We start from the raw sequence: 14,771 nt of genomic DNA, 5'->3' as shown, positions 1-14,771 counted from the left end.
CCCGTGAAGCGTTGGAGAGGAGGCATTCGCGTGCTGAAGAAACTGCTGACCGGTGAAAGCGCCAGCCTGACCCGCTACATCGAGGAATCCAAGCGCTTCCCCATCCTGGCGCCGGACGTGGAGCGCGACCTCGCCATCGCTTGGCGGGAGCGCGGCAGCCCCCAGGCGCTGGAGCAGCTCGTGGGCAGCCATCTCCGCTTGGTGATCAAGATCGCCCGCGGCTTCGGTGGCTACGGCCTGCCGCTGGTCGATCTGGTGGCCGAGGGGAATGTCGGCCTGATGCAGGCCGCCCAGAAGTTCGATCCCCAGCGCGGCTTCCGCTTCGCCACCTATGCCACCTGGTGGATCCGCGCCGCTATCCAGGAATACATCCTGCACAGCTGGTCGCTGGTGAAGATGGGCACCACCGCTGCACAGAAGAAGCTGTTCTTCAACCTCCGCCGGCTGAAGAGCCAGATGGCCGAGCTGGAGCAGGGCGACCTGTCGCCGGAGACGGTGGCGACCATCGCCGCCGAACTGGACGTACCGGAAACCGAAGTGGTGGAGATGAACCGCCGCCTCGCCGCCAACGACAGCTCGCTCGACGCCACCCTGTCGACCGACGGCGAGACCAACTGGCTTGAACTGCTGGCGGACGACCGCCCCACGCAGGACACCATGCTGGCGGAAGCGGACGAGTTGGCGCTGCGCCGCCGGCTTGTCGGCCAGGCCCTGGACCGGCTGGACGCGCGTGAACGCCGCATCCTCTTCGAGCGCCGCCTGAAGGACGATCCGTCGACCCTCGAAGCGCTGAGCCAGCAATTCTCGGTGTCGCGTGAACGCGTTCGCCAGATCGAAGTGCGGGCATTCGAGAAGCTTCAGAAGGCCGTGCTCAGCGCCGCCCAGGCCCTGCGCCGGCCGGCCACCCCGATGGTGGCCTGATCCCACCGCGTTTCCCGTCCGGCGCGGGCTCCGCTCCGGACGGGCCTCATGCGGCACCGGCCATCCGGACGGACTCTGCCGCATCGCTCCCGCGGGCTGTGGCCCGCCTGTTGCCTCCAGACCTGTCAACCTGCAAGCCGGCGGCGCCCTTGGGCTCCGCCGGCTTTTTTCTTTCCGATGCCGAGCAATAAGCCGACACCCGTGGGGGCCGTCACGACGCTTGATTACCCGCGGTAGAGGTTCTGCGACAAAGTGACTGGTTCAAAGATGCGAGTGCCTGCGCATGATGTGCCGCTCGCGGGAAAGTTTGCAATTTTGGCAATTCTTAGTACGCTCGTCATATCTCAAATGGGAGAGGGGCTCCATGTCGCACGCTGCCCAGACTCAGTCGATCATTGACCGCATCACCTTCCTGCGCATCGACGAGGCGACGAAGGCAACGCTTCGCGAATTCCAGCCCTATCTGGCGCAACGGATCGATCAGATTCTGGAGGAGTTCTACGGCTATCTCCACACGGTCCCGCAGGTCGCCCCCATGCTGGTGAACCCGGCGGTGACCGGCCGCGCGCGGGACCTGCAGAAGCAGCACTGGCTGCGCAATGTCTTCACCGGCACCTTCGACGAGGCCTACGTCAATCAGGTCCTGAAGATCGGCCAGACGCATCAGCGCATCGGGCTGGAGCCACGCTGGTATACCGGTGCCTATTGCTTCACGCTGAACAAGCTGATCGAACTGGCTGCCCAGATCCACCGCAAGAAGCCGGAAAAGCTGTCGCAGCTGCTCCAGGCCATCAACAAGGCAGTGTTCCTGGACATGGACCTCGCCACCTCGGTCTATATCGACCTGAACACCGCGGCCATCATCGCGCGGGAGCTGGGCAGCACCGCCGACAGCTTCGAACGGGAGGTGAAGGGCGTCGTCCAAGCGGTGGCTAGTGCAGCACAGCAGCTTCAGGGCACCGCCCAGACGATGAGCCGCACCGCGGAAACCACCAGCGAGCAATCGACCCAGGTGGCCGCCGCCGCGGAAGAGGCGTCCGTCAACATCCAGACCGTTGCGGCCGCGGCCGAAGAACTGACCGCCTCAATCGGCGAGATCAGCCATCAGGTGACGCAGTCCGCCGCCATCGCCAACGCTGCGATGACCGAGGCCGAGCGGACCAACGCCACGGTGCAGGGGCTTGCCGACGCGGCCAGCCGCATCGGTCAGGTGGTGAAGCTGATTCACGACATCGCCAGCCAGACGAACCTGCTCGCCCTGAACGCCACGATCGAGGCGGCGCGCGCCGGCGAGGCCGGCAAGGGCTTCGCCGTGGTGGCGAGCGAGGTCAAGAGCCTCGCCAACCAAACCGCCAAGGCGACCGAGGAGATCAATTCCCAGATCGGCGCCGTCCAGGGCGCTACGCAGGAGGCCGTTGGCGCCATCAGGTCCATCTCCGGCACCATCGCGCGCATCAACGAAATCTCCACCTCCATCGCCACCGCAATGGAGGAACAGGGCGCGGCCACGACGGAAATCGCCCGCAACGTTCAGCAGGCGTCCATTGGCACCCGCGAGGTCAGCGAGACGATCGTCGCCGTCAATGCCTCCGCCAACAATGCCGGTGAAGAGGCCAGACAGGTTTTGGAGGCGACCAACGAATTGTCGCGTCAGTCAACCACCCTGCGGACGGAGGTGGATCGCTTCCTTGCCCGCGTCCGCGCGGGCTGATCGACACCAAATCGGCCCGACCCACCAAAAGAAGAAGGGCGCGTTCCGCTGAACGCGCCCTTTTCCCTGTGTGCACGCCGTCGCGCAAGGCGACAGTGCGATGAGACTGCCGATCAGGGCAGCGTGCGAACCACGAAATCGCTGACTGCGATGTTTTCCGCCTGGGCGGCATGCCGAACCTCTTCTGCGCTGCGCCAGTGGCTGCGCCCGCCGAGGGTGGTGAGATTGCCGCCGCGCATCGCTACGAAAATGCCGGTCCGTCCCAGATTCACAATTCTCATCATTGTCTTATCCCCCGCCCAATCGCCGAAATTTTAGAGAAAATCCACCCAGTTCATTTTTCGAACGGAGATCCCCGTGGTCTTCAACAGTTATCAAAGAGCATCGCGTCGCGTCAATAAGACTTGCGTCACTCAACCTAGCGCCTGCTTCATAGTACATCCTTCCCCTGAAAGTGCCATTTCCATTCCAAAGCCTCGCATTACCTCGAAATTCATTTTTTATGATAAATTTTATGCTTATTGAATTCTTCTATCACTCGGGGATTGCGTCACCGGCATAGCCAAAAGCCTTATCCCGACCGCACAGCGTCGGAACGACGGCACGCCGTGTAGGTTGTCACCGAGGGCCGCGATCCAAGCGGCGACCGAAAGCGGGAAAGCACCTGCGAGGCATTGGCACATGGCAACAGCACACCGCCGCACCGGAACGAGCGGCACGGGCGCCAACGGGCGGTTCGGGACGGAAGCGGGCGAGGAGGACGGCCATGCGACGCTCGCCTTACCGGTGACCATCCGACCGGCAAAGCAGGACGACCTGCCGGCCCTGGAATGGTATGGCCTGCACTCGCCCCACCGCGAAATCATCGCCGGGGCCTTTCGCCTTCAGGAGCGGGGTGACGGCGCGATGCTGCTGGCGGACGTCAACGGCTTTCCCGTAGGGCAGATCTGCATCGATTTCCTGCGCAAGCGGCAGAGCGGCCGGGCCACGCTATGGGCGTTGCGTGTGTTCCAGCCTTTCCGGCGCCTTGGGCTCGGCGTTCGGTTGGTGCGGGCGGCCGAACGGCTGGTGGTCCAGCGCGGCGTGCCCTTCGCGGAACTGGGCGTCGACCGCGACAATGCAGGGGTTCTACCCTTCTACGAGCGGCTGGGATATGAACATTGCGGCCGGGAACGCGGACAGTTCCTCTACCACACGCCGGAAGGCCGGCTGGTCCGCGTTGCCATCGACCAGTGGCTTTTGCAGAAACGGATGGCGGAAGCCACCAAGCCGCAAGGCGGCCGCAGCCTGCGCCTGGCCACCGATTAGGAAATCCGACGTTATTCCGCCGCCAGCGCCGCAACGGGCGAAAGCGGCACCAACCGGGCCGACCGCCGTCGCGGCAGATAGATGCGGGCGCCGTCCAGGATGGCGCCCAACTCGCGCATGGCGTCGGTTGCCATGCACAGCGCGACCAGCGGAAGCCAGCGGTCGAGATACTGCGCCGCGACCTCTGCGTCGCCGTTCTGCACCGCGGCCAGGGAGTCGAGCAAGGCCGCCTCGTCCGCACTGATGCGGCTGCAGGCCGGGCAGCGGATCTCGGGCTTGCGGGCCCCCGACACGGCGAAGGTGCCGAGCAGCGCGAACAGCGGCAGCAGCGCAGTGTTCGGCACGCCGGCGACATTCAGACCGATGCGCATCGACGCCATCGCACCTGCGGTTCCGGCACGGAACCACTGCCGTACGCCGGTCAACAGCGCCCGTTCGGCCGTCGTCAGGTCCGTCACCGTCCAGGGCGACGGCCGCCCTTCTCCCACCGTCCCGCACATGCCGATGCTCCTTCGTTCGGTTGCGTGCGCATCATAGCGCCACACGCGGCAAACTGCGAGTCATTCTTAGTTGCACACCCAGGCTGTGACAAAATGTGGCTTCCGGGGGGAGTACGGAATGCCGGAAAGGACGCGTTAACCACCGGGGCCAATCCTTGAGCGACTCGCAGCACAGGGGGATCGGTGGGGATGATGCGGACGATTCGGGGGGCTGTTCTCGGACTGATCGCGATGGTCGGATTGGGCATTGCGGGGGGCATGACGGAGGTCCGCCCCGCAGCGGCCCAGATCGTTCTGAAGCCCGCGTATGGCGAGGCGTCGCTGTCCGGCCCGGCCGGGGCACGCGGTGCAGTGGTGTGGAGCCACGGCCGTTCGGTGGATTCGGAGGATTCCGAGGCCCCTACCCCGCTCTATATGAAGACGCTGCGCGACGCCGGATGGGACGTCTTCCGGCTCGACCGCATGCGCGTCAGTGACACCCTGCCCAACAGCGCCCGCGCGCTCGCCGGCTATTCGGACATGCTGAAGACCAAGGGCTATCGCCGTGTCGCGCTGACCGGGCAATCTTTCGGCGCCTTCATCTCGCTGATTGCGGCGGGCCAGACCAGCGCCATCGATTCCGTCATCGCCACCGCGCCGGCCGCTTTCGGCAACTTCACCGAAGCCTATGACAGTTACCGCGAGAACGCCGCCCAACTCTGGCCGATCCTGCGGGAGGTACGCCGGGCTCGGGTGATGATGTTCTTCTTCCACGGCGATGATTTCGATCCGGGCGGACGGGCGGAGCCGGCGCGCAACATCCTGGCGCAGCGTGGTCTGAGCAGCCTGATCGTCGACCAGCCGTCGCTGCTGCCCGGCCATGGCGCCGCCAACACCGGTTTGTTCGTCCGCCGCTTCGGCGCCTGCATCGTCCGCTTCGCCGAGGCGCCGCCGGCCCCGAACGATCCGCCCTGCGACGAATCCTGGGGCCGCAGCCCGAGCACCGAACTCCTTCAGGCCGCCTTGCCCGCCAACGCCTCCGGCTCTGCCAAGAGCGATGTCGATACCACCGCCGCCCTGCGCCCCTTCATGGGCATGTGGTACGGCAGCTACATCAATGGCCGCGAGGTCGCGCTGTCGGTAGAGAAAGCCGAAGGCGACGCCATCTATGCCGACTATCTGCTGGGTGCAGGCATGGAGGCCGACCAGCCTTTCGAGCGGGTGCGCCGCAAGGGACGGATCGAGAATGGCGAACTGGTCTTCGACGAGAAGGGCCGCAACATGCTCCGCTATCGCCTGCGGCCGGACGGCCGGGTCTCCGCCACCTGGCTGGACAAGGACGGCCGCGGCCGGCTGGACACGGTGCTTCGCCGGGTGAACTGAGGCCGTTCCCCCTTTGCCGTCCCCAATGCTCAGTCCTGGGCCAGGAAATTGCGGACGATCGCGATCTGGTCGTCCGTCATCAGGGACGGGGCGTGGCCGGTGTTCGGGATTTCCACCACCCTCACCAGACCGGCCGCCCCCGGACCGCGCTCCGCCATCCGTTCCGCAGTCTCGGCGCTCAACAGGTCGGAGTCCGAACCGCGCAGGACCAGCACCGGACAGCGCACACGGTCCCACAGCGCCCACAGATCGACATCGCCGACCGGCGCGGTCTTGAAGGCGTCGCCGATACCGGGATCATAGGCGAGGCGGAACCTGCCGTCAGGCAGCGGTCGGGCGCTGTGCTCCGCCATATGGCGCCAGCATTCGTCGCCCATCGTGCCGAACCCCATCAGGACGAAGCGCAGGTAGGATTCGAGCGCCGGCAGATCCTCGAACACCGGGTCCTTGCCGACATAGTCGGCGATCCGCTGCAGACCGGCTTGGGCGATGAAGGGGCCGACGTCGTTGATGACCATGCGGCGGATCGGGCTGTTGGCCTGGGCCGCCAGCGTCATGCCGATCAGCCCGCCCATCGAGGTGCCGATCCAGTCGACCGTCTCCACCCCCATGCGGGCGATCAGCGCCACCATGTCGGAGCAATATTGCGGATAGCCGTAGAGCGCCGGCACCGGCAGCCAGTCGCTGCGCCCGCGTCCGACCACGTCCGGACAGGCGACCCGCCACCTGTCCGCCAATGCCAATGCCAACCGGTCGAAATCGCGTCCGTTGCGCGTCAGCCCATGGACGCAGACCGCAGTCCGCGCGGCGTCGTCACGCCCCCACTGCGTATAGGCGACCTTGTGGAAGCCGGCGGCGCTGAGGCCGAGGACACTGCGTTCGGACATCGGCACGGGCGGGCACTCCTGTTCAGCGGTGAGGGGGCTTATCCCTTTTTCGGCGATTTGGCGCTGCGTGGCAACTCCGCCTCGACATCACGCGCGGCCGCATCGCGGATGGCGGGGAGCGCGGACGACGACGACGCCACCGAAGCGTCGAAGGGATGGCGAGCGGCGTCGTAATTTCGTCGGATGATGCGAACGTAATTGCGGGTTTCCTCATAGGGCGGGACGCCCTTGTAGCGGTCCACCGCACCTTCGCCGGCATTGTAGCCGGCCAGCGCCAGCGTCACGTCGCCCTGGAAATAGGCCAGCAGCCAACGCAGGTACTTCACGCCGCCGGTGATGTTCTGCTTGGGATCGAAGACGTTGCCGACGCCGAAGCGGTCGGCCGTATCGGGGATCAGCTGCATCAGCCCGGCAGCGTCCTTCGGAGATACCGCGTCGGTCCGGAAGGCGCTCTCGGCCTGGATGACCGCCAGCACCAGCGCCGGGTCGACGCCGTATTTCGGTGCGATGGAGTTGACCAGCGACACGACCTCCGCCGGGGGAGGTCCGACCTCGCGCACCGGGCCGGCCCCGGGGCGGCACCAGGGGCGGATGCGTCCCATGCGGCCGGGAACATAGTTGACCAGCCGTCGTGCTTCCGGATGCCCGCGCGAGGCCGCCGCGCGCAGCCAAGCGGTGCCGAGCCGACGGTCCTTGCGCACACCCTTGCCGAACAGGTAACGGCGGGCCAGCCGGAAGGCGGCATCGGCGTCGCCCTGCTCAGCCAGTTCGCAATCGCCGGATTTCGTCTTGGGCGACGGCGGAGGCAGTTCGGCGACCGACGCCGGCTTGCTCGAGGATTTGGCATCCGCCGCAGCGGCCATGGGTACCGATGCCAATCCGGCGCCCGACAGCGCCAGTGCCATCAGCGGCACCATCACGACACGACGAAACTGCAACCCCGGACCCTCCTGCGAACCCGCGTCATCATACGGGAAGCGGGAGTATGGTGATTCAACCTGCTCGGGACAAGGGTGGCCCAAAGCTCCTTGTTCGGGTCACCATTGTTCATGTCAGGGGCCGCGACGGCGCCGGCCCTGCTTCTTCGGTGCGCCTTCGGGAATGCCGCGGCCCTGGCGGGCACTGCTGATGCCGATGCTGCCGGGAGTTTCCAGGCCAAGGTCCATCGCCTCCAGCCGGCGCAGTTCGTCGCGCAGGCGGGCCGCCTCCTCGAATTCCAGGTCGGCGGCAGCGGCGCGCATGCGCTTTTCCAGGTCGGCAATGACGCTCTTGAGATTGTGCCCGACCAGCTCGTTGGAGTTCAGGCCGGTCTTCACCGTCACATGGTCGCCGCGCTCGAACACGCTCTCAAGGATGTCGCCGATCGCCTTCTTGACCGATTCCGGCGTGATGCCGTGCTCCAGGTTGTAGGCCATCTGCTTCTCGCGGCGGCGGGCCGTTTCGTCGATGGCGTATTTCATGCTGTCGGTGATCTTGTCGGCGTAGAGGATCGCCCGCCCATCGACGTTGCGCGCCGCGCGGCCGATGGTCTGGATCAGCGACGTCCTGGAGCGCAGATAGCCTTCCTTGTCGGCGTCGAGGATCGCCACCAGCGCGCATTCCGGGATGTCCAACCCCTCGCGCAGCAGGTTGATGCCGACCAGCACATCGTAGGCGCCGAGCCGCAGGTCGCGGATGATCTCGATGCGCTCCAGCGTCTCCACGTCGGAGTGGATGTAGCGCACGCGCAGGCCCGCCTCGTGCATGTACTCGGTCAGCGCCTCCGCCATCTTCTTGGTCAGGGTGGTGACCAGCACGCGATAGCCCTTGGCGACCACCTCCTTGCATTCGCCGATCAGGTCGTCCACCTGGGTCTCGGTCGGGCGGACGATCACCGGCGGATCGATCAGGCCGGTCGGACGGACCAGCTGTTCGGTGAACACGCCGCCAGTGCGTTCCAACTCCCACGGGCCGGGGGTGGCAGAGACGAAGACCGTCTGCGGCCGCATGCCCTCCCATTCCTCGAACTTCAGCGGGCGGTTGTCCTTGGCGCTGGGCAAGCGGAAGCCGTAATCGGACAGCGTCGATTTGCGCACCAAGTCGCCGCGGTACATGCCGCCGATCTGCGGCACCATGACGTGGCTTTCGTCGACGATCAGCAAGGCGTCGCCCGGCAGATATTCGAACAGCGTCGGCGGCGGATCGCCCGCTGCGCGGCCGGTCAGATAGCGGGAATAATTCTCGATGCCGGCGCAGGATCCGGTCGCCGCCATCATCTCGATGTCGAAGGTGGTGCGCTGTTCCAGCCGCTGCGCTTCCAGCAGCTTGCCTTCGGCGGCGAACTCCTCCAGCCGGTCCTTCAGATCCTTCTTGATCTGGTTGATCGCCTGGTTCAGCGTCGGCTTCGGCGTCACATAGTGGCTGTTTGGGTAGACGCGCACAGCCTCCAGCGCCGCCAGCTTCTCTCCGGTCAGCGGGTCGATCTCGTGGATGCCCTCGATCTCATCGCCGAACAGCGAAATGCGCCACGCGCGGTCTTCCATGTGGGCCGGGAACAGCTCCACCGTGTCGCCGCGCACGCGGAACAGGCCGCGGCCGAAGGCGGCATCGTTGCGCTTGTATTGGAGTTCGGTCAGCTTGCGCAGCAGTTCCGGCTGGGCGATCACCTCACCCTTGCGCAGATCGACCGTCATCTCCGAATAGGTCTCGACGGAACCGATACCGTAGATGCAGGACACCGACGCGACGATGATGACGTCGTCCCGTTCCAGCAGAGCCCGCGTCGCCGAGTGGCGCATGCGGTCGATCTGCTCGTTGATCGAGGATTCCTTCTCGATATAGGTGTCGGTGCGCGGGACGTAGGCTTCCGGCTGATAATAGTCGTAGTAGGAGACGAAGTATTCTACCGCGTTGTTCGGGAAGAAGGACTTCATCTCTCCATACAGCTGCGCCGCCAACGTCTTGTTCGGCGCCAGGATCAGCGTCGGGCGCTGCACCTTCTGGATGACATGCGCCATGGTGAAGGTCTTGCCCGACCCGGTGACGCCGAGAAGAACCTGATCCTTCTCGCCTTGCCGAAGGCCGCCGGTCAGCTCCTCGATGGCGTTCGGCTGGTCGCCCGCAGGCGTATAGTCCGACACGATGACGAACTGCTTTCCGGCTTCCAGCTTCGCAAGCGGCTTGGCAGGAATGGCGGACAGGACGGGACTTGCCATGGGGCGGCGATCCGGATCAGAGGAGGGGTACGGAACAAGAACCGATTATATGGCCGTAACGCCCCCGTCTGTCGAGCGCAGGCTGAGCGGCACTGCGCCCCGCGCAGAGCGGAACGCAGTGCCGCTCGCGCCCCGCCTTACTGTTGTCCCAGCGCTTTCGGGTTGGAAATTCCCAACCGCGCCTGGACGATGGCTTCCAGCGAGTCCATCAGCACCTCCTGGCCGTCATGATCGAAGTCGCCGGCGGCGATCTCGATACACAGGCGATGCTGCAGCGCCTCCACCCGCTTGCGCAGATCGTCGCCGGACAGAGCGTCGTCGGCGTCCTCGCCATAGAGCAGGGCGAGCGCTCCCAGCATCGAGTGGCCGGCGGTATCCAGCCCCTTCAACTCGCGCTCGGCGATCTCCAGCGCGTTGGCGACCATCAGGGCGGCGTAGCGCGCTTCGGGGGCGACATGGGGAAGCACGTCCGCGCGAAAGGCGGAGGCGGCGATCTGAAGCAGGCCGCGGGCGTCGGGATTGGCACGCATCAGGCCACCCTCTCCACGAAGCCCGACGCAGTCCCGGCGATGGAGCGGAGATGGCGCAGCATGTCCATCTCGATTTCCGGCAGCATCCGGCCGGTCAACGCCAATTCCAACGAGGGTTCGTCGCCGGAACTGTGGCGAAGCCCCTGCTCCACCGCGATGGCGGCCCAGCGAAGGTAGGCCGCCGTCTCCCAATAAGCGACGCGCGCCGGATCGACACGGCGGCCGGAGGTCTCTTCGTATCCGGCGTAGAAGTCCGCCCGGTCGGCGATGCCGCCGGCTTCGCGATCGGGCCGCCGGAACCGCCAGGACCGCGCGCAGAACCAGCCCAGGTCCTCCATCGGGTCGCTGAATCCGGCGAACTCCCAATCAAGGATCGCGGTCAATGCGCCGTCCTTGACCAGATAGTTTCCGGTGCGGAAATCGCGATGGCACAGCACCACGGCCCCCGGCAGCGGCGCGTTGACCTCCATCCAGCGCAGCCCCCAGGCGATCACCGGATCGCGGCGCCCCAGGTCGCCGAACCAGCGCCGGTATTGGGCCAGCGTCTCCTGCGCCGGGCAGTCCGGCGCCTCGCCCAACCGCTCCAGACCTTCGGTTTCCGGCGTGATCCGATGCAGAAGTCCAAGCTGCCGGCCAAGCTCGCGCGCCAATTCAGGCTGGGCCGCCTCCGACCGCGTTACCGCATGGCCGGCGCCCAGCCCTTCGGCCCGGCGCATGATGTAGAAATCGTGGCCCAAAACAGCTGGGTCATCGCAGGCGAAGAGCGGTTCAGGCGCCAGCACTCCGGCCGCGAAGGCGGCGCGCAGCACCACGAACTCCCGCAGCTTGCCGATGCTGGCGGAGATGCGCCCGCCGCCTTCGGCCCGCAGCACGCAGGCATGGTGCCCGGCCAGCGGCCCGCCGTCGATGTCCAGAGTCACCGCGAGGTTCAGGGAAATCGCACCGCCCCCGAGCCGTCCATCTTCCGTCACCGTGACGCGGGATGCGCCGGCCTGCGCAGCCAGCCAGCTTTCCAGACGGGCACGGTTGTCATCGGACAGCAGCGAAGGCGGGGATTGGTCGGACGCGGTAACGACATGCATGGCGTTCTCCCTCCGAGGAATTGCTGGGCGCGTTGGCTCGCGCGTTTTTGTCGTTTCAAGCCGCCGATGGTAGGCACGAAGCACTGTTGCCGACAAGTTTCACCTTGGTCAGAAAAGCGCTTCCACCCCCAAAAAAGTCGACCCCTCCCCCGCCGGGCGGGCGGGAAAGGGGCCATTGTTGCATAAGGTGTTGCATATGGTGGAGAGAGCCTACGCCGCGATCGGCTGGTTCGCTCCCTGCTCCTGGCCAGCCGGGCTGGCCTGCTGGGTGGCGGGTACCGGCGCCGGCTTGGTCTCGCGGACCGGCAGCATGTCGCCGATGCCGAAGGCGACGGCCATCAGGTTCGGCACCGCCATGGCGGCGAGCAGGATCGACCACAGCTCCAGCGACAGGGTGCCCAGCGGGTTGACCATTGCGGCGGTGACGGACGAAGCGACCAGGGCGGCGGACAGCCAAGCCTCGGGCTTGGCGCAGAAGCGGCCGGCGGTCCGCTTGCCGCCCTTGGCGGTCACCCGGAAGGCGTCATGCTTGCGGACCAAGCCACGGACGACGGCCAGAGCGACGGTGGTGGACAGGGCCATGCCGACGGCGCAGGCACCCAGGCTCTCCTTCCAGCTGTTGCCGGAGGCGTAGCGCGAGGCCAGCAGGCTGGAGCCGGCACGCAGGACCAGGGCGCCCAGGACGGCGGCGGTGGCGGCCACCGGCGGCAGGTGCAGCGGCAGAACCAGCGAGGCGAAGGTCCAGACCACGGCCGCGGATGCTGCGAACAGGCCGACGGCATCGGACCACCAGCGGATCCAGTTGGTGACGTAGCCCAGCTTCTGCCGCGCGCTCAACTCGGCCGCACCCGGCAGGAACTTCTTCCAGTGGGCACGGACGATCTGGGTCGAGCCGAACACCCAGCGGTCACGCTGCTTGCGGAACTGCATGAAGTTGTCCGGAGCCAGACCGGCGCCCAGCCGCTCGTCGGTGTAGGCGGCGCGGTAGCCGGCCGACAGGATGCGCAGGCCCAGTTCGGTGTCCTCGCAGATGCCGGCCTCCGACCAGCCGCCGACCTGATCCATCGCCGACCGGCGCAGCATGATCATCGTGCCGTGGCAGATGAAGGCCTGGGACGATACGCCCTCCTGCATGCCGACGTCGAAGAAGGGACGATACTCGGCGGTCATCGCGGCCTTCAGCGCCGTCTCGTGGCCGTCGCGGTGTTCCTGCGGGGCCTGGACGATGCCGACCGACGGATCGGCGAAGCTCGGGGCCAGCTTGGACAGCCAGTCGGGCGACACGGTGTAGTCGGCGTCCAGCACAGCGACGATCTCGGCATCCTCATCGGTGTGGCGCAACGCGGCGTTCAGGGCGCCGGCCTTGAAGCCGGAGATCTTCTTGTACCAGTGGAACTTGAACTTCGGACCGAGCGCCCGGCACATCTCTTCCACCGGGCGGACAAGATGCTCCTCCTCGGTGTTGTTGATGAGGACGACGACCTCGTAGTTCGGGTAGTCCAGCCGCGACAGCGAGGCCAGCGTGGCGTTCAGCACGTCCGGCTGCTCGCGGCAGGCGGCGACATGGATGGAGACCATCGGCTTATGCTCGACGGTGGGAACCGTGTGCGGCAGCAGCGCCGGGGCGCGGCCGGTCAGCAGCCGGCGGGCGACGTCCACCAGATCGGCGAAGGCGACGCTCATCATCAGGGTGCCCAGCGCGAAGGCGGAGCCCCAGGTGGTGACCGCACCGAAGGTCAGGTACTCGGCGTAGGCACCGGCGACCGCCGAGCCGATGGCGAAGCCGATGATGTTGGCGCCCATCGAGGCGGCCAGCGCGAAGCCGGCATTGGTCCGGCGGCGGAACACGGCGAAGGCCGACAGGGCAAGACCGACGGCGAGCGCGACGCCCGCACCGACCCGCTCGCCATGGGAGGCGGCGACGGCACCGGTCATCGACCATTTCGGCTGACGGTCGGCATCCAGCACGCCCCAGGTCGGGCCGGGCGAGCCTTCGATGGTCGACTTCCAGATGCCGTCGAAGGCCTCGACGACGTTGTAGTGCAGGCCGAGCGCGTTGGCTTCCGCCGCGAAGCCGCGGACGACGGCGGCCTGGGCCTCCGGCGTCGGATAGGCGTCGTGGAAGTTCTCGCCGCCAGACGGCCAGCCGACTTCGCCCACGAACAGGGGCTTGCCCGGGTGCGACTTGCGCACGGTGTCGAGCCGGTCGCGGATCCAGGTCAGCGCATCGGAAACTGGAACGCCTTCCCAGTAGGGCAGCACGTGGACGCCCATGAAGTCGGAGGCCTTCACCGTGGCGTCGGCCTTGATCATCTCCGACCACACGTCGGCGGTGCCGACCTTGATGGTGGCGGGGACGGCGGCGCGCACGCGCTTGATGTAGGCGGCCAGTTCGGCGTCGGTCAGCTCGGCGCGCAGCAGCGTCTCGTTGCCGACGATGATGCGTTTGATGCCGCGGAATTCCTTGGCCAGCGCGACGGCATGCAGGATCTCGCGCTCGTTCCGGGACTTGTCCTTGCTCAGCCAGATGCCGAGCGTCACGTCCAGGCCCTTGGAGATCGCGATTTCCGGGACTTCACCCTGCGAGCCGAGTGTGGAGTAGGTGCGGACGCCATCGGCGAAGCCGACGATGGCGGCCATGTCCTTCTCGATCTCCTTGCGCGGCACCACCGGCTGATCGTTGGGATCGTAGCTGCGGCCCGAGGGCGAGTAGGACACGGATTCGATACGGCCGGGCTCCGCCTCCACCGGCGTCGGCGCATTGCGCCAGGACCAGAAGGACGCGTGGCCGGCGGTCACGGCCAGCAGAGCGGCGGCGATGGCTGCGCGCCGGATCGGGTTCTTCGGGTTGCTCATGGGGAGTTCGCGATGCCCTGTTGCTGGGTGGCCGTTCGCCACCGGACATCCGCACAAACGGGCAGACCGACTTCCCTATTCCATGCTCTTCGAAAAAATTTTGTGCGCTGCGGTGACCGGAACTTGGCCGGACGGCACCTGTTGGACAACGTCCCGTTTAGACAGTTCAGGAGATCCCCATGGCCACCCGCCACGAAGACAGCCCCGAACACAAGAAGGCCCACGATCTTGCCGAGCAGGCCCTGGACAAGGCCGCCGAAGGCGACCCCCGCAAGGCGCGCGACCTGATCGAGGAAGCCAAGCGCATCGATCCGAAGATCGGCGAGGAAATGTCCCGCGAGGCCGCCGAGGATCAGAAGAAGGCCGACAAGTACGTCGACAAGACCGACAAGTGAGCCCTTGCCCCCTCCCCATCCCTCC

13 protein-coding genes are annotated in these 14,771 nt (G+C 66.4%); 5 read left to right on the top strand and 8 right to left on the bottom strand.

The window, feature by feature from the left end:
• Positions 1–30: 30 nt before the first annotated feature.
• Together rpoH and J2Y49_RS06845 are read left to right on the top strand one after the other, a co-directional pair.
• Complete coding sequence (gene rpoH, locus J2Y49_RS06850) at positions 31–921, top strand: RNA polymerase sigma factor RpoH (RefSeq protein ID WP_149221701.1); 891 nt, start codon at positions 31–33, stop codon at positions 919–921.
• Positions 922–1,285: 364 nt separating this feature from the next.
• Positions 1,286–2,632, top strand: a complete 1,347-nt coding sequence (locus J2Y49_RS06845; RefSeq protein ID WP_149221702.1) for a globin-coupled sensor protein — start codon at positions 1,286–1,288, stop codon at positions 2,630–2,632.
• A gap of 113 nt (positions 2,633–2,745) precedes the next feature.
• Here J2Y49_RS06845 and J2Y49_RS06840 read toward each other — a convergent pair whose 3' ends face one another.
• Positions 2,746–2,916, bottom strand: coding sequence for a hypothetical protein (locus tag J2Y49_RS06840; protein ID WP_310113535.1), 171 nt, complete (start codon positions 2,914–2,916; stop codon positions 2,746–2,748).
• Between the two features lie 397 nt (positions 2,917–3,313).
• Between J2Y49_RS06840 and J2Y49_RS06835 the strand changes: the two genes are divergently transcribed.
• Positions 3,314–3,940, top strand: a complete 627-nt coding sequence (locus tag J2Y49_RS06835; RefSeq protein WP_310113533.1) for a GNAT family N-acetyltransferase — start codon at positions 3,314–3,316, stop codon at positions 3,938–3,940.
• 11 nt (positions 3,941–3,951) lie between these two features.
• Here the strand turns inward: J2Y49_RS06835 and J2Y49_RS06830 are convergent, their stop codons facing one another.
• Positions 3,952–4,440, bottom strand: coding sequence for a hypothetical protein (locus J2Y49_RS06830; protein ID WP_310113531.1), 489 nt, complete (start codon positions 4,438–4,440; stop codon positions 3,952–3,954).
• A 189-nt stretch (positions 4,441–4,629) separates the two neighbouring features.
• Between J2Y49_RS06830 and J2Y49_RS06825 the strand changes: the two genes are divergently transcribed.
• Complete coding sequence (locus J2Y49_RS06825) at positions 4,630–5,802, top strand: alpha/beta hydrolase (RefSeq protein WP_310113529.1); 1,173 nt, start codon at positions 4,630–4,632, stop codon at positions 5,800–5,802.
• A 29-nt stretch (positions 5,803–5,831) separates the two neighbouring features.
• On the opposite strand, the gene J2Y49_RS06820 is transcribed toward J2Y49_RS06825, so the two are convergent.
• The 6 genes from J2Y49_RS06820 to J2Y49_RS06795 all read right to left on the bottom strand — a co-directional run bounded on the left by J2Y49_RS06820 (position 5,832) and on the right by J2Y49_RS06795 (position 14,351).
• Positions 5,832–6,695 (bottom strand): alpha/beta hydrolase, encoded by an 864-nt coding sequence (locus tag J2Y49_RS06820; RefSeq protein WP_310113527.1) that lies wholly within the window; start codon positions 6,693–6,695, stop codon positions 5,832–5,834.
• 32 nt (positions 6,696–6,727) lie between these two features.
• Positions 6,728–7,627 (bottom strand): transglycosylase SLT domain-containing protein, encoded by a 900-nt coding sequence (locus J2Y49_RS06815; RefSeq protein ID WP_310113525.1) that lies wholly within the window; start codon positions 7,625–7,627, stop codon positions 6,728–6,730.
• Positions 7,628–7,741: 114 nt separating this feature from the next.
• Positions 7,742–9,883, bottom strand: coding sequence for an excinuclease ABC subunit UvrB (gene uvrB / locus J2Y49_RS06810; protein WP_310113524.1), 2,142 nt, complete (start codon positions 9,881–9,883; stop codon positions 7,742–7,744).
• A gap of 137 nt (positions 9,884–10,020) precedes the next feature.
• Positions 10,021–10,413, bottom strand: a complete 393-nt coding sequence (locus J2Y49_RS06805; RefSeq protein WP_310113522.1) for a DUF6285 domain-containing protein — start codon at positions 10,411–10,413, stop codon at positions 10,021–10,023.
• Positions 10,413–11,495: a phosphotransferase family protein gene (locus J2Y49_RS06800; RefSeq protein ID WP_310113520.1), complete on the bottom strand. Its 1,083-nt coding sequence runs from the start codon at positions 11,493–11,495 to the stop codon at positions 10,413–10,415. Before J2Y49_RS06800 ends, J2Y49_RS06805 begins: the two co-directional genes overlap by 1 nt.
• Positions 11,496–11,705: 210 nt before the next feature.
• Positions 11,706–14,351, bottom strand: a complete 2,646-nt coding sequence (locus J2Y49_RS06795; RefSeq protein WP_310113519.1) for a glycosyltransferase — start codon at positions 14,349–14,351, stop codon at positions 11,706–11,708.
• Between the two features lie 179 nt (positions 14,352–14,530).
• Between J2Y49_RS06795 and J2Y49_RS06790 the strand changes: the two genes are divergently transcribed.
• Positions 14,531–14,746: a hypothetical protein gene (locus J2Y49_RS06790; protein WP_310113517.1), complete on the top strand. Its 216-nt coding sequence runs from the start codon at positions 14,531–14,533 to the stop codon at positions 14,744–14,746.
• The last annotated feature ends 25 nt before the right edge of the window (positions 14,747–14,771 follow it).

This window comes from Azospirillum sp. BE72 (assembly GCF_031455875.1).
GTDB lineage: Bacteria > Pseudomonadota > Alphaproteobacteria > Azospirillales > Azospirillaceae > Azospirillum.
The sequence above is the reverse complement of the archived record's forward strand: the minus strand, read 5'-3'. Positions and strand labels throughout refer to the sequence as shown.

Bases quoted from the DNA above. Each gene is read 5' to 3' on its own strand.
- J2Y49_RS06845 (WP_149221702.1), top strand. From the start codon at position 1,286: ATGTCGCACGCTGCCCAGACTCAGTCGATCATTGACCGCATCACCTTC.
- J2Y49_RS06840 (WP_310113535.1), bottom strand. From the start codon at position 2,916: ATGATGAGAATTGTGAATCTGGGACGGACCGGCATTTTCGTAGCGATG.
- J2Y49_RS06835 (WP_310113533.1), top strand. From the start codon at position 3,314: ATGGCAACAGCACACCGCCGCACCGGAACGAGCGGCACGGGCGCCAAC.
- J2Y49_RS06830 (WP_310113531.1), bottom strand. From the start codon at position 4,440: ATGTGCGGGACGGTGGGAGAAGGGCGGCCGTCGCCCTGGACGGTGACG.
- J2Y49_RS06825 (WP_310113529.1), top strand. From the start codon at position 4,630: ATGATGCGGACGATTCGGGGGGCTGTTCTCGGACTGATCGCGATGGTC.
- uvrB (WP_310113524.1), bottom strand. From the start codon at position 9,883: ATGGCAAGTCCCGTCCTGTCCGCCATTCCTGCCAAGCCGCTTGCGAAG.
- J2Y49_RS06805 (WP_310113522.1), bottom strand. From the start codon at position 10,413: ATGCGTGCCAATCCCGACGCCCGCGGCCTGCTTCAGATCGCCGCCTCC.
- J2Y49_RS06800 (WP_310113520.1), bottom strand. From the start codon at position 11,495: ATGCATGTCGTTACCGCGTCCGACCAATCCCCGCCTTCGCTGCTGTCC.
- J2Y49_RS06795 (WP_310113519.1), bottom strand. From the start codon at position 14,351: ATGAGCAACCCGAAGAACCCGATCCGGCGCGCAGCCATCGCCGCCGCT.
- J2Y49_RS06790 (WP_310113517.1), top strand. From the start codon at position 14,531: ATGGCCACCCGCCACGAAGACAGCCCCGAACACAAGAAGGCCCACGAT.